The organism is Ruegeria sp. AH7 (genome assembly GCF_056541325.1).
The window spans coordinates 208,728-227,963 of record NZ_JBQFYF010000005.1; the positions used below are offsets into that span (position 1 = coordinate 208,728).

19 protein-coding genes are annotated in these 19,236 nt (G+C 58.9%); 10 read left to right on the forward strand and 9 right to left on the reverse strand.

What is annotated here, in order from left to right; translation table 11 throughout:
• Positions 1-74 precede the first annotated feature (74 nt).
• Positions 75-860, reverse strand: a complete 786-nt coding sequence (locus ACR0JX_RS13495) for a 23S rRNA (adenine(2030)-N(6))-methyltransferase RlmJ (protein ID WP_480544313.1) — start codon at positions 858-860, stop codon at positions 75-77.
• 155 nt (positions 861-1,015) lie between these two features.
• Here ACR0JX_RS13495 and ACR0JX_RS13500 point away from each other — a divergent pair, with 155 nt between their 5' ends.
• The 6 genes from ACR0JX_RS13500 to ACR0JX_RS13525 are packed head-to-tail and all read left to right on the forward strand — an operon-like array spanning position 1,016 to position 7,582.
• Positions 1,016-2,062, forward strand: a complete 1,047-nt coding sequence (locus tag ACR0JX_RS13500) for a rod shape-determining protein (RefSeq protein WP_170535929.1) — start codon at positions 1,016-1,018, stop codon at positions 2,060-2,062.
• A gap of 58 nt (positions 2,063-2,120) precedes the next feature.
• Complete coding sequence (mreC, locus tag ACR0JX_RS13505; RefSeq protein WP_480544314.1) at positions 2,121-3,023, forward strand: rod shape-determining protein MreC; 903 nt, start codon at positions 2,121-2,123, stop codon at positions 3,021-3,023.
• Positions 3,016-3,552: a rod shape-determining protein MreD gene (locus ACR0JX_RS13510; protein ID WP_480544315.1), complete on the forward strand. Its 537-nt coding sequence runs from the start codon at positions 3,016-3,018 to the stop codon at positions 3,550-3,552. The genes mreC and ACR0JX_RS13510 overlap by 8 nt, the downstream gene beginning before the upstream one ends.
• Positions 3,549-5,498 (forward strand): penicillin-binding protein 2, encoded by a 1,950-nt coding sequence (mrdA, locus tag ACR0JX_RS13515; RefSeq protein WP_480544316.1) that lies wholly within the window; start codon positions 3,549-3,551, stop codon positions 5,496-5,498. Before ACR0JX_RS13510 ends, mrdA begins: the two co-directional genes overlap by 4 nt.
• Positions 5,495-6,634, forward strand: a complete 1,140-nt coding sequence (gene rodA, locus ACR0JX_RS13520) for a rod shape-determining protein RodA (RefSeq protein WP_480544317.1) — start codon at positions 5,495-5,497, stop codon at positions 6,632-6,634. Before mrdA ends, rodA begins: the two co-directional genes overlap by 4 nt.
• Positions 6,635-6,649: 15 nt before the next feature.
• Positions 6,650-7,582: a 2-hydroxyacid dehydrogenase gene (locus tag ACR0JX_RS13525; protein ID WP_480544318.1), complete on the forward strand. Its 933-nt coding sequence runs from the start codon at positions 6,650-6,652 to the stop codon at positions 7,580-7,582.
• Between the two features lie 13 nt (positions 7,583-7,595).
• Here ACR0JX_RS13525 and ACR0JX_RS13530 read toward each other — a convergent pair whose 3' ends face one another.
• The 6 genes from ACR0JX_RS13530 to ACR0JX_RS13555 all read right to left on the reverse strand — a co-directional run bounded on the left by ACR0JX_RS13530 (position 7,596) and on the right by ACR0JX_RS13555 (position 14,172).
• A complete protein-coding gene (locus ACR0JX_RS13530) occupies positions 7,596-9,611 on the reverse strand; it encodes a M3 family metallopeptidase (protein ID WP_480544319.1) in 2,016 nt (671 codons plus the stop codon).
• 77 nt (positions 9,612-9,688) lie between these two features.
• Entirely contained in the window at positions 9,689-10,726 is a 1,038-nt protein-coding gene (locus tag ACR0JX_RS13535) for a HesA/MoeB/ThiF family protein (RefSeq protein ID WP_480544320.1), read from the reverse strand.
• The gene (gene dut, locus ACR0JX_RS13540; RefSeq protein WP_480544492.1) at positions 10,726-11,181 is read right to left on the reverse strand and encodes a dUTP diphosphatase; all 456 of its coding nucleotides are present in this window, start codon (positions 11,179-11,181) and stop codon (positions 10,726-10,728) included. The genes ACR0JX_RS13535 and dut overlap by 1 nt, the downstream gene beginning before the upstream one ends.
• A 31-nt stretch (positions 11,182-11,212) precedes the next feature.
• Positions 11,213-12,409 carry a bifunctional phosphopantothenoylcysteine decarboxylase/phosphopantothenate--cysteine ligase CoaBC gene (gene coaBC / locus ACR0JX_RS13545; protein ID WP_480544321.1) on the reverse strand — a complete coding sequence of 399 codons (1,197 nt, stop codon included), beginning with the start codon at positions 12,407-12,409 and terminating at the stop codon, positions 11,213-11,215.
• 63 nt (positions 12,410-12,472) lie between these two features.
• Complete coding sequence (locus ACR0JX_RS13550) at positions 12,473-13,297, reverse strand: ChaN family lipoprotein (RefSeq protein WP_480544322.1); 825 nt, start codon at positions 13,295-13,297, stop codon at positions 12,473-12,475.
• Complete coding sequence (locus tag ACR0JX_RS13555; protein WP_170535908.1) at positions 13,294-14,172, reverse strand: RNA polymerase factor sigma-32; 879 nt, start codon at positions 14,170-14,172, stop codon at positions 13,294-13,296. The genes ACR0JX_RS13550 and ACR0JX_RS13555 overlap by 4 nt, the downstream gene beginning before the upstream one ends.
• 100 nt (positions 14,173-14,272) lie before the next feature.
• Between ACR0JX_RS13555 and cobU the strand changes: the two genes are divergently transcribed.
• Genes cobU through ACR0JX_RS13575 form a run of 4 tightly spaced genes read left to right on the forward strand, consistent with a single transcriptional unit; the run spans position 14,273 to position 17,874 of the window.
• Positions 14,273-14,794, forward strand: coding sequence for a bifunctional adenosylcobinamide kinase/adenosylcobinamide-phosphate guanylyltransferase (gene cobU / locus ACR0JX_RS13560; protein ID WP_480544323.1), 522 nt, complete (start codon positions 14,273-14,275; stop codon positions 14,792-14,794).
• On the forward strand, positions 14,791-15,369 hold the full coding sequence (locus tag ACR0JX_RS13565; RefSeq protein WP_480544324.1) for a histidine phosphatase family protein: 579 nt from the start codon (positions 14,791-14,793) through the stop codon (positions 15,367-15,369). The genes cobU and ACR0JX_RS13565 overlap by 4 nt, the downstream gene beginning before the upstream one ends.
• Positions 15,370-15,427: 58 nt before the next feature.
• Positions 15,428-16,312 (forward strand): glutathione S-transferase, encoded by an 885-nt coding sequence (locus tag ACR0JX_RS13570; RefSeq protein WP_480544325.1) that lies wholly within the window; start codon positions 15,428-15,430, stop codon positions 16,310-16,312.
• Positions 16,313-16,359: 47 nt separating this feature from the next.
• A complete protein-coding gene (locus ACR0JX_RS13575) occupies positions 16,360-17,874 on the forward strand; it encodes a YifB family Mg chelatase-like AAA ATPase (protein ID WP_480544326.1) in 1,515 nt (504 codons plus the stop codon).
• Here the strand turns inward: ACR0JX_RS13575 and gshB are convergent.
• Positions 17,871-18,803 (reverse strand): glutathione synthase, encoded by a 933-nt coding sequence (gshB, locus tag ACR0JX_RS13580; protein WP_480544327.1) that lies wholly within the window; start codon positions 18,801-18,803, stop codon positions 17,871-17,873. The two genes, ACR0JX_RS13575 and gshB, sit on opposite strands and share 4 nt — an antisense overlap.
• Positions 18,804-18,864: 61 nt before the next feature.
• Complete coding sequence (locus ACR0JX_RS13585; protein ID WP_480544328.1) at positions 18,865-19,236, reverse strand: YraN family protein; 372 nt, start codon at positions 19,234-19,236, stop codon at positions 18,865-18,867.

The window sequence follows — 19,236 nt, forward strand, 5'->3', positions numbered from 1 at the left end:
TGCACCGTGCAGGGTGTAACACCGTTTGAGGCAATCGTCGCAACAAAGCGCTTCGCAGCGCACCACCCTTGCGTCTAAAGAGACGCGAACCGATGTGAAAGGCGAGCCATCTCTCGCTCAATCCCAAACGGTGCGTTCAGGATGAACATCCCTGAACCGACCATCCGGTGCCCCTCGCGTGCGGGTGGAAATCTCACTTCGTGAAACACGGTCTTCGGGTAGTTTTGCGACCTTAGCGCCTCGATCATGGAAGCGTGGCGCCCATCGGTCAGGATCGGGTACCACAAGGCGATTACACCCACATTCCATTTGCGATGGAATTTAGTGATGAGCCCCGGCAGGCGTGCATAGTCGGCTTTCACCTCGTAGCTGGGATCAATCAGCATCAGCCCACGCCGCGGGGTCGGCGGCAGCAGGGATTGCGCCAGTTCAAATCCATCCTGCTGATAGGTCTTCGCCCCATAAGATGACACTGTCAAAGACAGGGCCGCAAACTCCTGCGGGTGCATCTCTGCGAAATGCAGCGCGTCCTGATCCCTCAGCAGTTGCGCCGCGATCAAGGGTGACCCGGGATAGGCCGGCGCACCATGTCGCGCCTGTGTCGTCTGCAGCACCTGGGTCATCGGATGATCAGCCCCGAACCATGCCTCACGCCGAGCGCGCTCGATCCCGGCTGCTGCTTCGCCGGTTCGAACCGCTTCTTCCGCGTCCAACTTGTACAGACCGCGCCCGGAATGCGTTTCGATATAGCTGATCGGCTTGTCCTTGCGGGTCAGATATTGCAGCACCCACGCCAACAAAGCGTGCTTTTGTACATCAGCCAGATTTCCAGCGTGGTAAATATGTTGATATGAGAGCATTTTGCCTTCTAAAGTCCCTATCAATGAGGCGAAAAGGTGCTGATTGTCGCGGAATCAGCCCTTTTACCGGGCGAGTTGGCACCCTATAAGTCATCCGTCCCGGAACCGTCGAGTCGCGGGCAGTAGAAAAACTGACATACAGGATCAGGGGAAACATGGGGATCTTAGGCAATCTGGGCGGCCTGTTCACTTCGGACATGGCCATCGACCTTGGGACAGCGAACACGCTGGTTTATGTCAAGGGTCGCGGTGTGATCCTGTCTGAGCCCTCCGTTGTTGCCTACCACGTCAAGGACGGGGTCAAAAAGGTTCTGGCCGTTGGCGAAGACGCCAAGCTGATGCTGGGCCGGACCCCCGGTTCGATCGAGGCCATCCGCCCGATGCGCGAAGGTGTGATCGCCGATTTCGACACCGCTGAAGAAATGATCAAGCACTTCATTCGCAAAGTGCACAAACGCTCGACATTCTCTAAACCCAAGATCATCGTCTGCGTCCCCCATGGCGCGACTCCGGTTGAAAAACGTGCGATCCGTCAGTCGGTTCTGTCTGCCGGTGCGCGCCGCGCCGGTCTGATTGCCGAGCCGATTGCGGCGGCGATTGGTGCTGGGATGCCGATCACAGATCCGACCGGAAACATGGTCGTAGATATCGGTGGCGGTACCACCGAGGTCGCTGTTCTATCGCTAGGTGACATCGTATACGCCCGTTCGGTCCGCGTGGGCGGAGACCGCATGGATGAGGCCATCATCTCGTACCTGCGCCGCCAGCAAAACCTGTTGGTGGGTGAATCCACAGCTGAACGGATCAAGACCACAATCGGCACCGCGCGCATGCCCGACGATGGCCGCGGCCAGTCGATGCATATCCGCGGTCGCGACCTGTTGAACGGCGTTCCCAAGGAAATCGAGATCAGCCAGGCTCAGGTTGCAGAAGCGCTGTCAGAACCTGTGCAGGCCATCTGTGAGGCCGTGATGACCGCCTTGGAAACCACGCCGCCCGATCTGGCAGCGGACATTGTGGACCGGGGCGTAATGCTGACGGGTGGGGGTGCTTTGTTGGGCGATCTTGATCTGGCACTGCGCGAACAGACCGGTCTGGCGGTGTCGATCGCCGATGAAAGCCTGAATTGTGTGGCTTTGGGCACCGGCAAAGCGCTAGAATACGAAAAACAGCTGCGCCACGCGATTGACTACGAAAGCTAAGGCGCGCACCCTTTGAGCATTGGGTGAATTCGGCACGAGCAGCACGGGAAGGTAACCTGTGGCAAAAGACCGATCACAGCGCGATGACTACACGGCCCCGCTGCGCCGACTGTTGCTGGGGATTGTCGTACTGTGCCTGCTGGGCATTTTCATTGTCTGGCGCATTGACAGCCCAAGGGTCGAACGGTTCCGCGCACAGGTGGTGGACGCTGTTGTCCCATCAATGGAATGGGCGATGGTCCCGGTCACGGCAACGGTCAATCTTGTTCGTGACTTTCAAAGCTACCAAAGCCTCAGCGAACAAAATCAAGAGCTGCGCAGCGAATTGCGCCTGATGCGGGCGTGGAAAGAGGCCGCGCTGCAATTGGAGCAGGAAAACGCGCGCCTTTTGGATCTGAACAATGTGCGTCTTGATCCGCGCCTGACTTACATAACCGGCGTTGTCATGGCCGACAGCGGCTCTCCGTTTCGGCAATCGGTTCTTTTGAACGTGGGCGCCCGGGACGGAATCGTTGATGGCTGGGCCTCGATGGACGGGATTGGGCTGGTGGGCCGCATCTCGGGCGTGGGGCCTGATACTGCGCGGGTCATTTTGCTGACCGATGCGTCCAGCGCGATACCGGCGTCCATCCAGCCTTCTGGGCAAACAGCCTTGATTGCGGGTGACAACACCCCCGCTCCTGCCGTCGAGTTTCTGGAAAACCGGGAACTTGTGCGACCCGGGGACCGAGTGACTACGTCGGGGGACGGAGGCGTTTTTCCGGCCGGACTACTGATCGGGCAAATCGCGGAGGACCCGGGGGGCCGCTTGCGCGTGCGCCTGTCCGCCGATTTCGAACGGTTGGAGTTTCTTCGCGTTCTACGCTTCAACGCAGCCCCGACCATTCGGGATCCCGGCACTGTTGTCGGGCCAACACAGCCCGAAGCGGCCCTAACATCCGGGGAAGCCGGCGATGGATAGACCCGCCTCTTACAACTGGGCCATGCGCGGGCTTTATGTCCTGATAGCGTTTCTTGTTCTTTTCCTGCACCTGCTGCCACTGAACGCACAGCCGGATCGCTGGCCTTTTCCCGACATGATAATCGCGCTGACCTTTGCCTGGGTGCTGCGCCGCCCGGAATATGTTCCAACCTTGTTGATTGCCGCTGCGATGCTGATGGCCGATCTGTTGTTGCAACGACCTCCAGGGTTGCTGGCGGCTTTGGTCGTGCTTGGCGCCGCCTATCTGCACGGGGCCGCGTCGAGCATGCGAGATGCTGGGTTCGTCGGTGAATGGATATCCGTTAGCGTGGTCACTGCCGCAGTCTTTCTCGGCAATCGTATTATCTTGGCGATCGTGTCGATCGACCAAGCAGCCTTCGGGTCCGTTTTGTTCCAGTTGATCGTGACGATAGCAGCCTATCCTGTGATCGTCCTTCTCAGCCAATCCGTGTTCGGCGTACGCAGGGTATCAGCAGCGGATGCAAGTGTTGCGGGGGCGCGGGCATGAAGCAACGCAATCCCAAGGCGCAAGGCCTCGCCTATAAACGCCTCCCACGCCGAGCCTTGATTTTGGGCGGGTTGCAGGCCGCCTTCGTCGGCGGGCTGGCCGCGCGAATGCGGTTCATGCAAGTCGAACAGGCCGATCAGTACCGGCTTTTGGCTGAAGAAAACCGCATCAACCTCCGCCTGATCCCACCGACACGTGGCCGAATCTATGACCGCAACGGTCAGATCATCGGGCAAAACACGCCATCATATCGCATCGTTATCGTTCCCGAAGACGCAGGTGATCTGGACAAGGTGATCGCCAAACTATCCAACTTGATCCCATTGACCGAGGACGAGATCGAGCGCGCCAAGACTGAGATACGCCGCTCGGCTCCGTTCTTGCCAGTTACTCTGGCGGATCAGGTGACGTGGGAGGACATCTCGAAGGTCGCGGTGAACGCACCTGCCCTTCCTGGCGTGACACCCGAGGTGGGCTCGACCCGGCAATATCCCAGATACGAGGATTTCGCCCATATCGTCGGTTATGTTGGCCCGGTCAGCGACTATGACCTCAGCCAGATCGAAGACCCCGAACCGGTGCTGCGCATCCCACGGTTCCAGATCGGGAAGGTCGGATTGGAGGCGAAACAGGAAATTTCGCTGCGTGGTCGGGCCGGGTCCAAACGGGTTGAGGTCAATGCCACGGGCCGCGTCATGCGCGAGTTGGATCGGCAGGAGGGTCAGCCCGGTGCCGACCTGCAATTGTCCGTCGACGCGGACCTGCAACAATACGCACAGGCCCGGCTGGCCGGGGAAAGCGCCGCCGCTGTTGTGATTGACTGTGAAACCGGCGATCTGCGCGCCATGGCCTCGGCCCCCAGCTTCGACCCCAATCTGTTCGTGCGCGGTATCTCGGTCGCAGATTATCAGTTCCTGACACAGGACAAGTATCGCCCGCTGGCCAACAAGACAGTTCAGGGCACTTATCCGCCTGGGTCGACCTTCAAAATGGTCACCGCACTGGCCGCACTAGAAGCTGGTGTCGTGGGCCCCGGAAATACGGTCTATTGCCCCGGTCACCTAAAAGTCGGCAGCCGCCGCTTCCACTGCTGGAAACGCGGTGGGCACGGAATGGTGGACTTGAATACATCTCTGAAACGCAGCTGCGACGTGTATTACTACGACGTGGCGATCAAGGTCGGGATCGACAAAATTTCTGAGATGTCCAACATCCTTGGTTTGGGGATCAAGCATGACATTCCAATGTCTGCCGTGCGCGCCGGGCTGGCGCCCAATCAGGCATGGAAACAGCGGGTCCATGGCGAGGAATGGCTGATCGGTGATACGGCCAACGCGTCCATCGGGCAGGGCTTCATGCTCGCTTCGCCCATGCAACTGGCCGTTATGACCGCAAGGATCGCCACTGGACGCGCCGTTGCGCCCCGACTGGTACGGTCGATCAACGGGGTCGAACAGCCCTCGGGCGCGGGCGAACCGCTTGGGATCAGCCCCACAAACCTTCGTTACATTCGCGAGGCGATGTGGACGGTGTCGAACGACCGACGCGGGACGGCATATCGCAGTCGGATTATTGCCGAAGATTTCCGTATGGCGGGCAAGACCGGCACAAGCCAAGTCCGCAACATCACCAAGGCCGAACGGGCCGCTGGGGTGATCCGCAACGAAGACCTGCCATGGGAACGACGCGATCACGCCCTGTTTGTCAGCTTTGCACCCTATGACAATCCCAAATACGCGATTGCCGTGGTGGTGGAACATGGTGGCGGCGGATCAAAAGCCGCTGCCCCGGTCGCGCGGGATATCATGCTGCAGGCGCTCTACAAAGGCACCCCGCCGCTTGAGGCGTATCCGGTTGCCGACCGCGACCGCATTAAGGAACAGCAAAAACGGCTTGAGGGGGATCGCCGCCCCAAAGCGCGTCCTGACGAAAAGGACCGCGCATGAGCTATCTTGAGTATAATGTCAAATCCACGCCATCGGGGCTCCGTAAGTTTCTGTACATGAACTGGCCCCTGACCCTGTTGCTGATCAGCACGGCCAGTGCCGGGTTCCTTATGCTGTATTCCGTGGCAGGCGGGTCGTGGATGCCCTGGGCCGAACCTCAGATGGAACGGTTTGGTCTTGGCCTCACGGTCATGTTCATCGTCGCGCTGGTGCCGATCTGGTTCTGGCGCAACATGTCGGTGCTGGCCTATCTGGGCGCTATCGTACTTTTGATTTTCGTAGAACTGTTTGGCACCGTTGGTATGGGTGCTCAACGCTGGATCGATCTGGGTTTTATGCGACTACAGCCGTCCGAGGTCATGAAAGTCGCATTGGTTATGGTTCTTGCGGCTTACTATGACTGGTTGCCCTCCAAGAAAACCTCCCACCCTCTTTGGGTATTGATCCCGGTCGTACTGATTGTCGTTCCTACGTTAATGGTCTTGAAACAACCCGATCTGGGGACTTCAATTTTGCTGCTTGCAGCTGGAGGCGGGTTGATGTTCTTGGCTGGTGTGCACTGGGCCTATTTCGCAGCCGTCATCGCTGCGGTTGTCGGCCTAATTGCGACTATATTCAACAGTCGCGGCACCGAGTGGCAATTGCTGAAAGACTATCAGTTCCGCCGCATTGATACATTTCTTGATCCTTCATCTGACCCGCTTGGCGATGGCTATCACATCACCCAGTCCAAGATCGCTTTGGGTTCTGGTGGCTGGAACGGTCGGGGCTTTATGCAAGGCACCCAGTCGCGCCTGAACTTCCTGCCCGAAAAGCACACTGATTTCATCTTCACCACACTGGCCGAGGAATTCGGCTTTGTCGGTGGCATCACGCTGTTGGTGCTCTACGCGCTGATCCTGATTTTTTGCATGGTCACGGCGCTGTCGACCAAGGATCGGTTCTCGTCATTGGTCGTGCTCGGGATCGCTCTGAACTTCTTCCTATTCTTCGCAGTCAACATGTCGATGGTGATGGGGCTGGCACCAGTTGTGGGCGTACCGTTACCAATGGTCAGCTATGGCGGATCGGCCATGCTGGTTTTGATGGCCGCTTTCGGTATTGTCCAAAGCGCGCATATCCACCGCCCCCGCTAATCTGAAAGGCCCCTCATGACCGTCAACGTCCTGTTCTCTGCGCGCCCTGAATTGTGGCCGGTCTATGAGCCGCTTTTGTCTCAGGGTCTGGCCGAAGCCGGATTGGACGTGTATCTGGCCACAGATATCGAACCCGATCAGGTGGACTATGTCGTCTACGCGCCAAATGACGGCCTGCTGGACTTCAAACCCTATTCTCGGCTGAAAGCCGTCCTGAGCCTTTGGGCCGGGGTCGAAAGCATCGCCGACAACGAAACTCTGACCGTTCCATTGGCCCGTATGGTGGATCACGGATTGACTCAGGGCATGACTGAATGGGTCGTTGGCCACACCTTGCGGTATCATCTGGGCATGGACACCCATATCAGCGAACAGGATGGCGTGTGGACCCCAATAGCGCCCCCCCTTGCGACCGAGCGCACGGTCTGCGTGCTGGGGTTGGGAGAGTTGGGTCAAGCAGCAGCGCAGGCGTTAGCCGCGCTCAACTTTCACGTTTTGGGGTGGAGCCGTACCGAGAAAGACATTCAAGGCGTAACCTGTCTGTATGGAACAGAAGGTTTGCGAACCGCCTTATCGCAATCCGAGATCGTCATACTGCTGTTGCCGGACACGCCCGCGACTGAGAATACCCTGAATGCCGCGACTTTGGCACTAATGCCGACAGGGGCAAAGATCATCAATCCGGGACGCGGCCCTTTGATCGATGACGACGCCCTGCTGGATGCGCTGAGCACTGGGCAAGTCGGACACGCGACCCTGGATGTGTTTCGGGTCGAGCCCCTGCCGCCGGAACACCTCTATTGGACACATCCGAACGTCACAGTCACCCCGCATATCGCGTCCGAGACCCGGCCTGTCACAGCGGCGCAAGTGATCTGCGAGAATATCCGGCGCGGCGAAGCCGGTGAGCCGTTTCTGCATCTCGTGGACCGCCAGTTGGGATACTGACGGCCCGATCCGGTCAGGCCGCGATCAACCCGCGCCCTTTCAACAAAGCCTCGACGCCCGGCAGGCGACCGCGGAACGCCAGATACAGATCTTCGGCCTCGCGCGAGCCGCCAGTGGAGAGGATATTGTCTTCCAGCGCTTTGGCCCGTTCGGGATCAAAGGCCCCTCCGGCCTCTTCAAACGCGGCGAAGGCGTCGGCATCCATGACCTCGGACCACATGTAACTGTAGTAGCCCGCGCTGTACCCGTCGCCCGCAAAGACATGGGCGAAATGCGGGGTGGCATGACGCATACCGATGGCCTTTGGCATCCCGATTTCAGCCAGAACCTCAGCCTGCTTGGCCATCGGGTCCGCGGGGGCTGCGCCTTCGTGAAACGCCAGATCGACCAGCGCCGAGGCCACATATTCGACCGTTTGGAACCCTTGATCGAAATTGGCCGCCTTCAGCACCTTCTCCAACATCGCCTGAGGCATCGGCTCACCCGTCTCAGCATGGGTGGCGTATTCCGCCAGAACCTCGGGCACTTCCAGCCAATGTTCATAAAGCTGGCTGGGCAGTTCGACGAAATCCCGCGCGACGGACGTGCCCGAGATGCTTTCATAGGTCACATTCGACAGCATCTGATGCAGCGCATGACCGAACTCGTGGAATAGAGTTCGCGCATCGTCATAAGATAGCAGTGCGGGATTACCCTTGGCGAAGTTGCACACGTTGATCACGACGGGCGCTTGTTCTTCGGGGAACTTCGCCTGCGCGCGCATGGCGCTGCACCAGGCCCCTGACCGTTTCGAGCCTCGGGCGAAGTAATCGCCAATAAAAACCGCCACGTGCTTCCCGTTGCGCGTCACCTCCCACGCCCGGCAATCGGGGTGATAGAGGGGCACGTCGAGCGGCGCGAACTCCAGCCCGAACAGACGGTTGGCACAGGCAAACGACGCCTCAATCATCCGATCCAGTTGTAGGTACGGTTTCAGCGCCGCCTCATCCAGGTCATGCTCAGCCTTGCGGCGCTTCTCAGCGTAATAGCGCCAGTCCCAGGCTTCCACGGGGCCGTTCACGCCATCGTCTTGCATCATACTGGTCAGAATCTCGGCATCCGCATCGGCGCGGGTTTTGGCGGGTTCCCAGACCTGCATCAACAGTTCGTGCACACGGTCTGGCGAGCGGGCCATCTCGGTTTCCAGTTTGAACTCCGCGAAGCTGTCATAGCCCAACAACTTGGCGCGTTCTTCCCGCAGGGTCAGGATTTCGGCTGCAATCTCGCGGTTGTCGGTCTCGTTCCCATTCGCCCCTCGCGCAGCCCAAGCGCGATAGGCTATTTCCCGCAGGTCGCGGCGGGATGAGAATTGCAGAAACGGCACAATCAATGAGCGGGACAGGGTCACAACCGGCCCGTTCGCACCCTTTTCCTCACCCGCAGCGCGCGCCGCAGCGATCACGAAATCGGGCAGACCGTCCAGATCATCCTCGGCCAGTTCCATGAACCAGTCACGCTCATCCGCCAGCAGATTCTGGGTGAAAGAAGTGCCCAACGATGCGAGGCGAGACTTGATCTCTTGCATCCGGGAATCGGCCTCACCCTCCAGCGCAGCACCGGCGCGGACAAAGCCGCGATGGGTCAGCATCAGAACGCGCGCCTGTTCATCGCTCAGGTTCAGATCATCGCGCCGCTGCCAAAGATCGGCCACCCGGTGAAACAAATCCTTGTTTGATGAAATGCCCGAGAAATGCGCCGAGAGCTTCGGTGAAAACTCCCGCTGCAATTCTTCGCGTTTCGGGTTGCTGTCAGCGCCCGCCACTGTAAAAAACACCGACAGGACCTTGTCCAACTGCTCACCCGCCGCTTCAAGCTCTTCGATTGTGTTGGCAAAGGTAGGCACGTCCGGGTTTCCGGCAATCGCGTCGATTTGTGCGTTGTGCGCGGCCATCGCTTCGTCCAACGCAGGTGCGAAATCCCCATCTGAAATCGCGGAAAACGGGGCGATCTCAAAGGGCGTGGTCCAGTCGGACAGGATCGGGTTGGTCATGCAGGTCTCCTTTGACCCTCAAGCTATGTAGAGGGTCGCCAATGGTCCAGAGGGGGGTGTGAAATTACAGCCCCGACTTAGCCGCAAATCGGGCAATCGGCGCGCTTCGATAGGGTGATCTTGCGGCTTTCGCCATAGAGCGCATCATAGATCAGCATCTCACCGCGCAAGGCGGCACCGGCACCTGTGATCACCTTGATCGCCTCGACTGCCATCATCGACCCGACCACGCCCGGAAGCGGCCCGATCACCCCTGCCTCGGCACAGGACGGGGCGAGTCCGGCGGCAGGCGCTTCGGGGAAGATACACTGGTAACACGGGCCTGAGGTTGCGGGATCAAAAACGCTCAATTGCCCCTCCCATTGCGATAGGGCACCGGAAATCAGCGGTTTGCCCAGCGCGACAGCCGTTCTGTTGGCCAGATAGCGGGTATCGAAGTTGTCCGTTCCGTCTAGGATCAGATCGAAATCAGCGAACAGATCAGCGGCGATTTCTGCAGTCAGGCGGCGGTTGTATGGCAGTACCGTCACGTTCGGGTTCTGCGCTTCCATAGCCTGCTGTGCGGAAAAAACCTTGGGCATTCCGATATCGGCATCGCGGTGAATGACCTGTCGTTGCAGATTGGCGTTCTCGACGACATCGTCGTCGATCACCCCGATGGTCCCCACGCCCGCAGCGGCCAGATATTGCAAGGACGGGGCACCCAGACCACCCGCGCCAATCACCAGCACGCGCGCCTGTTTCATCTTCTTCTGACCCGGTCCGCCCAATTCGCGCAATACGATGTGGCGAGCATAGCGGTCGAGTTCCGTTTCCGAAAACCGATCCGGGCGCACCTGAGGGTCTTGTTCGGACGCGGATGTGACCCGGCTGCGCAGGGCCTTGAGAATCTTGCCATAGCCCAGAACCAACCCGATGCATCCCGCCAGCATCAGCCACATCGCAGCAGATCCGCCTGTCGCCTCGCGCAGTGGGTTACCATCCGGCAGAACCAGCTGCGCTAGGATAACACCTAACAGCAGTACGCCCACAGAAACGATCCGCGCACTGCGGGAAACGCCCGCAATATAGCCGACGCCCCAAAGCCCAGCGGCAAACAGCAGAACCAGCAGCATCAGCCGCGCCCGGTGGACCCGAACCCGCCTGATCCGCGTTCGGTTTCGCTGAGTTCATATGCAAACTGGAAATCTGCCTGTACCACCGGGGCAACGACCAGTTGCGCAATGCGTTCGCCATGCGCAACTTCGAAACTCTCTTGCCCCGCGTTCATCAGGATCACACCCAGTGGCCCGCGATAGTCGCTGTCGATTGTACCTGGCGTGTTTGGCAGGGTAATACCGTGTTTCAACGCAAGCCCGGAACGCGGCCTGACCTGCACTTCATATCCTGCAGGAATCTCGATCCGCAGCCCCGTCGGGATCAGCGCACGCTGTCCCGGTTCCAAAGTCACTGAGACACCATCCGGCAGGTTTGCACGCACATCCGCCCCAGCCGCTCCGCTCGTCTCATAAGATGGCAAAGCCACCAAGGCGTCTGCGCCCGCATCGCGGATTACCCGGATTGCAACCATCATTGCACCTCTTGGTTCAGGGCTATGGGCATCAGTTACCCAAAGCCTCAGCAATCTTTTGCGCCAGTCGCGCCGCAACCGCATCCTTGCCCATGCGCGGCCATTCTTCGGCGCCCGCATCCGAAATCAGCACAACCGAATTCTCAGTGCCACCCATGATGCCGGTCGCAGGGCTGACATCATTGGCAACGATCCAATCGCACCCTTTGCGCTGGCGCTTTGCCGTTGCATTTTCAAGAACGTCGTTGGTTTCTGCGGCAAAGCCAACAACCAACGTCGGACGTCCGTGATCCATGTGTGAAACACGTTTCAAGATGTCCGGATTTTCGGCAAACTCAAGCGCGGGCAAGCCATCCTGCGTTTTCTTCAGCTTCCGATCTGATGCACTGGTCACACGCCAATCCGCCACCGCTGCAGCAAACACACCTGCATCTACCGGTAAAGCCGCATCCACCGCGTCTGACATCTGCTGAGCTGTTTCGACGCGTACAACCTGCACGCCTTCGGGTGGCGGCACATCTGCGGGACCGGTGACAAATGTCACATCTGCCCCAAGCGCCGTCAATGCCCGTGCCACCGCCGTACCCTGTGCGCCCGAGGATCGGTTGGCGATGTAGCGCACGGGATCGATCGGTTCATGGGTGGGGCCTGATGTCACAAGAATGCGTTTTCCCTGCAGCGGACCATCTGCCAGTTGCGCTTCTATAGCCGCAACAATCTCCAACGGTTCAGACATTCTGCCGGGGCCGTATTCGCCACAGGCCATATCACCTTCATTCGGTCCGACAAAACGCACGCCATCGGCCTGTAATTGCGCAAGATTGCGTTGTGTCGCCGGGTGATCCCACATCCGCACATTCATGGCGGGCGCGCACAATACGGGCGTATCCGTGGCCATCAATAGGGTCGAGGCCAGATCGTTCGCCAACCCCGCCGCCATCTTGCCCATCAGATCCGCCGTCGCCGGGGCGACCACAAGCAAATCGGCAGAGCGCGACAGCTGAATATGGCCCATCTCAGCCTCATCTGTCAGATCAAACAGGTCGCGATAGCATTTCTCGCCCGCCAAGGCAGACACGGACAAAGGTGTGACGAATTCCTCGGCAGCGCGGGTCAGAACTGGCGTCACGGCAGCGCCACGCTCTTTAAGGCGGCGGATCAGGTCCAGCGACTTGTAGGCCGCTATCCCTCCGCCAATGATCAGCAGGATACGTTTGGAAGCCAGCATGTTCAGCCTTTCCCGTTCTGGTCGGCGCTGACATTAGGCAAGGCCACGGCGTTGTACCAGCGGTTAATTCTGCACCTCAAAGGCTTGGCAGGGGTCTTCGCGATCTACTGCTGGGCTATCGATGACCACATCAAAGGTTCCTTCGATCTGCCCGTCTTCGGATTGACCAAGGACAAAAACCTTCAATCCGGGACGTAGACGAGACAGGAAGGTCGGGATACCGCGATCCTTACGCGCATGACCGTTGCCAGTGATCACGGCAACGGGCCCACCGGTATCGTCCATCGCTTGCAAGATCGATCGTGTCAGCACCGCATCACGCAGGCGTTGTATCGCAACCATCTGCGGCAGCACCTGTTCGGGCAGTGCATTGCAATGCGCCACAAGTTGATCCGCTTCGCGCGCCGCTTGTTCCTGCGCAGGTAGCGGCACCGTCAAACCATAGCGTGCCGCATCTGCGCCAAGCGCGGTTGCCGCGCCGCGATCCATAGCAGCCCGCGCTGCCGCGCGCGGCACCATCCCACCGTAAACCGGTGCGTCTGTGGCCTGGAAGATAGGATAATACATGCTGAGCGGTGGCCAGCCCGTTTCCGCCCAGCGCAGAATACGGCCCAGCTCTTCTGGGTTCGAGACCGCCGTCTGCGCCAAGCGTTGTGCGCCCTCTTCGGTGACCATTTCCCAAACGACAGCAGAAGGGGCAATCACCTCAATCGCCTCGGTCTGAACCTTGTGATGGTCCGGATTGTCATGAATCTCACCCAATATCACGACATCCGCTGCCTGCATCGCAGCAATCACGTCGTCAGGGATAAGGTGAGCAGCAATACCCTGGCGCGCCGGGATTGCCGTAACTGTCAGAGCAAAAAGAAGAATCGCAAATCGTGTCATGCGATGAAGTGTTGCACCTCACGCGATTGGGCTTCAAGGTTCTTACGCATCTTCGTGAAGGCGGCAGCCTCAAGCTGGCGCACGCGTTCCTTTGATAGACCAAGCTCGTCACCCAAGCTTTCAAGAGTTCGTGCCGGTTCCCGCAGCTTGCGTTCACGCACGATGAACCTTTCCCGATCATTCAGCGACTTCATCGCAGTCAGCAACCATTCGCGCAATTGCTCGGTATCATGGCTGTGTTCTACCGCTTCAGCGGCCTGCTCGCGATCATCTTCCAGCGCGTCAATCCACTCGCGTCCGTCCTCATCGGCAGATTGCACCGCATTGAGCGAGAAGTCCGACCCGGACAGGCGACCTTCCATCATCTCGACATCGCGCAGCGGCACACCAATCTCGGTCGCGATCATCTGGTGCAATTGATGGCGGTCCAGCTCAAGACCCTCGGTTGCGGCCTCACGCTCCAGCCGCGCCTGAACACGGCGCATATTGAAAAACAAGGATTTCTGGGACGAGGTCGAGCCGGTGCGCACCATCGACCAGTTGCGCATCACATAGTCCTGAATGCTGGCCTTGATCCACCAGACCGCGTATGTCGAAAAGCGCACGCCCCGGTCGGGGTCGAACTTGTCGGCGGCTTTCATCAGGCCCAAACCGGCCTCTTGGATCAGATCGTTCATGGGCGCGCCGTAGCGCTTGAACTTAGCCGCCATCGAAATAGCTAACCGCATATAGGCGGTGATCAAACGGTGCAGGGCTTGTTCATCGCGTTGGTCTCGCCATGCATAAGCCAGCTTTAATTCAGTCTCCGCGTCAAGCAGTTCCGCCTTCATCGCTCGCCGGGACATCGAAAAGTCGGTCGCGTTGTCAAGTGCCATGAAACTCTCCCTATTTGATATTCGATGGCCGGGCTTGCCTTGCCGACCTATGGTCGATACGCAGAACCCAACAGACCGGATCACTTGAAAGGTAAGAATTGTGCTTCCCGATTTAACCTTTGTTCTGGGTGGGGCTGCATCGGGAAAGTCCGCCTTTGCCGAACAACTGGTTGTTTCATCGGGCAAAAGCCGCGTTTATCTGGCCACTTCACAAGTGTTTGATGATGAGATGCGCGCGAAAGTCGATCACCATATCGCGCAGCGTGGGCCGGATTGGCCAACGGTCGAGGCCCCGCTGGATCTGGCACCTGTATTGGCTGATCTAAACCCCGAACAGATCTGCTTGATCGATTGCGCCACCATGTGGCTGACCAATCACCTGTTGGCTGAGAGCGATCTGCATACTGCGCAGACTGACCTACTACAAGCCGTTAAAAACTGCCCGGCCCAGATCGTCATCGTATCGAACGAGGTGGGGCACGGAATCGTCCCCGAAAACACTTTGGCCCGCCGGTTTCGTGAGGCACAGGGCCGATTGAACATCGCCTTGGCGGCACAGGCAGAGTTGGTGGTTCAAGTGACAGCAGGTCTACCGAGTGTTCTGAAAGGCGCACTGACGTGACGCGGTTGCATCTGGTCCGGCATGGCCCAACCCATGCCAAAACCATGGTCGGGTGGTCAGATCTTCCCGCTGATCTCAGCGACACCGCCGCCCTGAAGCGGCTGCATGACTATTTACCTCATGACGCCGTCGTTGTCTCATCAGACCTGTCGCGCGCCGTTGATACCGCATCCGCTATTCAAGGCACGCGTGCACGCCTGCCGCATCATCGTGATCTGCGAGAGATCAATTTTGGCGCATGGGAGTTGCGCGGTTTCAAAGAGATCGAGGCCGAGGACGCTGAACTGGCTTTTGCTTATTGGGACAATCCCGGTGACGTGCGCCCACCAGACGGGGAAAGCTGGAACGAGGTCCGCGCGCGCGTCGACCGCGCTGTTGACGCCCTGATCGCGAATCAACATGGCCGCGATATTGTGATCGTCGCCCATTTCGGGGTGATCCTGACGCAGGTTCAGCGGGCACTTGATCTGGACGGACAACAGACTTTTGCCCATCGTATCGACAACCTGTCCGTCACCCATTTGACCTTTGAGGGAACAGGCTGGTCCGCAGGGGCGATCAATCACCGTCCGTGATCCCACTGCGCACAAATCACTGATTTACCAAACGCCGACCCGACGCCATCGTGGGCCCATGACCTATGATCTCTTTATCGGTGACAGGCTGTTTTCCAGCTGGTCCTTGCGTGGTTGGCTAATGCTGGAAAAGTTTGGCCTGCCCTATCGAAACCATATGATCGGGCTGTATTCCGGCACGATGGCGCAGGATATGCAGACCATCGCACCTGCGCGCCTTGTGCCCGCCTTGCGCATGCCCGACGGAACGGTCGTGGGTGAAAGCCTGGCGATGGCCGAAACGCTGGCTGAATGCCATCCGGATGCCGGGCTCTGGCCAAAAGATGCGGCAGAACGGGCGACAGCCCGGTGGCTCTGCGCCGAGATGACCGCCGGCTTCAGCGCTTTGCGTGAAGATTGCCCCATGCAGTTGAAACACACCTGGCAAGACTTCAACCCATCAGAGGATACGCTGGCAGATTTGGAGCGTGTTGAAACGCTGTGGGCTCATGCCCGCCAGATATCCGGGGCTGCAGATGGCCCATTGTTCGGAGCCTATTCACTTGCGGATGTGTTCTACACCCCGGTCGCGGCAAGGATTGTGGGCTATGGTCTGCCGGTGTCTGCTGCCAATCTCGACTATTGCCACTTTCTGCTTGGCCAGACCTCGGTACGGCAATGGCGAGCCATGGGACTGACAGTTGAGTACGATCCATTTCCCTACAATCATGGCTCCGTTTCTTCGCCCTGGCCCATCGGTGGCATATCAACCGCCAAAACTGTCGAAACCGGCCCCTCATTGAACGCGCACTGCCCGTATTCCGAGGAACCGGTGACGGATTTTCTGGAACTCGATGGGCAATGCTGGGGTTTCTGCAACGCATTCTGCCGCGATAAAACTGCCGCAGACCCCGAGGCCTGGCCAAAATTCATCGCCATGCGAGACGTCGTTAACGATTCCTAAACCGCAACCATGGCAGCAACGTCCTGTTAACCAAGAACAGGATTGCCATGGTCGCCCGCGCCCATACCGTTGCGTTTCAAGGGGTTGATGCCCGCCCAGTTGAGGTGCAATGCGCCGTTTCGCCCGGACTGCCGGCATTTTCCATCGTGGGTCTGCCCGACAAGGCGGTCTCGGAAGCGCGCGACCGGGTGCGTAGCGCGCTCAGCGCTATGGCTATCGCGCTGCCTTCGAAACGGATCACCATCAACCTGTCCCCGGCGGATTTGCCGAAAGAGGGCAGCCATTTCGACCTGCCCATTGCCGTCGCATTGCTGTCAGCGCTTGAGATCATCCCCGCCGACGCGGCAGAAGGAACGGTCGCATTGGGGGAATTGTCGCTGGATGGGTCACTGGTTCCTGTTGTCGGGGCCCTGCCTGCCGCGATGACCGCCGCGTCCGAAGAACGCGCCTTGCTGTGCCCCCGCGCCTCCAGCGCCGAGGCGGCTTGGGTCGATGCAACCCAGGTGATCGGGGCTGGTTCATTGGGCGATGTTGTGCGCCACTTTTCGGGCCAGACGCCGCTTGCCGCCGCAAAACCGGGTGAGGTGACCCTTGCAGCCAACCCACGTGATCTGCGCGATGTTAAGGGTCAGGAACGGGCCAAACGCGCGTTGGAGATTGCGGCCGCTGGCCGACACCATCTGATCATGATCGGTACGCCCGGATCGGGGAAGTCTATGCTTGCGGCCCGCCTGCCCGGGATTCTTCCCCCATTGACCCCGATTGAGGCTTTGGAAACATCAATGATCCAATCCCTATGCGGGCTGTTAAATGAAGGTGGGATCAGCCGCACTAGGCCCTTTCGGGAACCACATCATACGGCCTCGATGGCGGCGATTGTTGGTGGTGGTAAGGGCGCGAAACCGGGTGAGATATCGCTGGCCCATAACGGCGTGCTGTTCATGGATGAGTTCCCCGAATTCCCCCGAACAGTGCTAGAGACCCTGCGCCAGCCGATTGAAACCGGCGAAGTCATGGTCGCCCGTGCCAATGCCCATGTGAAATACCCCTGCCGCTTCATGCTGATCGCGGCGGCAAACCCCTGCAAATGCGGATATTTGACCGACCCGTCCCGAGCCTGTTCGCGTGCACCCGGATGCGGTGAGGACTACCTAAACCGCATTTCCGGCCCGTTGATGGACAGATTCGACCTGCGGATCGAGGTGCCGCCGGTTGCATTCACCGACCTCGATCTGCCGCCCTCTGGTGACAGTTCAGCCACCGTCGCCGCACGCGTCGAACAAGCACGGGCGGTGCAGGCCGCCCGGTTCGAGGGCCACAGTTCAGTACGTCAGAACGCCGACGTCGAAGGCAAACTGTTGGAAGAAGTTGCCGCGCCAGATGCTGAAGGGAAAGAGCTGTTGCTTAAGGCCGCTGACCGGTTTGGCCTGTCAGCCCGCGCGTTTCACCGCATTCTGAGGGTCGCGCGCACCATCGCGGACCTCGAAGGAGCACCTGATATCCGCCGCCCTCACGTGGCCGAGGCGCTGAGTTTTCGCATCAGCGCCAAGGTGATGGCTTAAACTTTGGCCTCAATCGCCTGCCAGATCTTTTCGGCAATGTTCTCACCATTGAACCGTTCAAGCTCTTGTATGCCGGTCGGCGAGGTCACGTTGATCTCGGTCAGATAGTCGCCAATGACGTCGATGCCGACAAAAATCTGGCCCTTTTCTTTCAGAAGCGGGCCGATTGCAGCACAGATCTCCAGATCGCGTTCTGTCAGCCCGATTTTCTCGGGCCGACCGCCCACATGCATGTTCGATCTGGTCTCACCTTCGGCAGGAACACGGTTGATGGCGCCGACGGCCTCGCCATCCACAAGGATCACACGCTTGTCGCCATTTCTGACGTCGGGCAGGAATTTCTGCACAATCAACGGCTCACGCGAAAAGCCGGTAAACAGCTCATGCAGAGAGGTTAGGTTACGATCACCCGCATCCAGCCGGAACACGCCTGCGCCGCCATTGCCATAGAGCGGCTTCAGGATGATGTCCTGATGCTTGTCCCTGAACGCTTTGATGGTTTGCAAATCCCGCGCAATCGTCGTGGGCGGTGTCAATTCCGGGAAATCCAACACCAGCAGTTTTTCAGGATAATTGCGCACCCAGAACGGATCATTCACGACAAGCGTCTGACCTTTGAGCCGATCAAGAAGATGTGTCGACGTGATATAGTGCATATCGAACGGAGGGTCCTGACGTAGCCAGACGACATCAAAATCGGCCAGATCAACTTCGCGCTCTGGCCCAAGTATAGCCGGGTCGCCAGGTATCCGCTGCACCGTCATATCGTGACCCCGTGCCGTGATCCTGCCTTCTTGATAGGCCAATTGGTCCGGGCCGTAGAAGAACAGCTCATGACCTCTGGCCTGCGCTTCTTCCGCCAGGCGGAAAGAACTGTCGGCATTGATGTCAACGTCCCCGATCGGGTCCATTTGAAAGGCGATTTTCATGGCATGTCCCTCAACTTCATGCCAGATACATGGCCCAGCAGGCCGAGTGGTTCAATGGGGCTTAGGCCTGACCAAATGCGTTTTCGATGATTTGAACCGCGCCTGAGCGATCTACCAGGGCAGCGTCAAACCGGACATTCGTCAGTTGCCCACCCGGTTCGCTTTCCAGAAACTGCGCGGCAGAGGCGCAAATTCGTTCCGTTTGCCGCCGCGTGATCCGGGCAGCGGCCCGGTCAAAACTGCTGCTTTTCTTCACTTCGATGAACACCAACCCATTCGCATCACGTGCGATCAAATCAATCTCTCCACGTGCGCCGCGCCAGCGTCGATGCGCAATCGAATATCCGCGTCGTTCATAATCGCTTGCAACCCGCGATTCAGCGGCCTGCCCTGCATGATACGAGACCGATCCCTGATCCGACCGTTGCGCCAT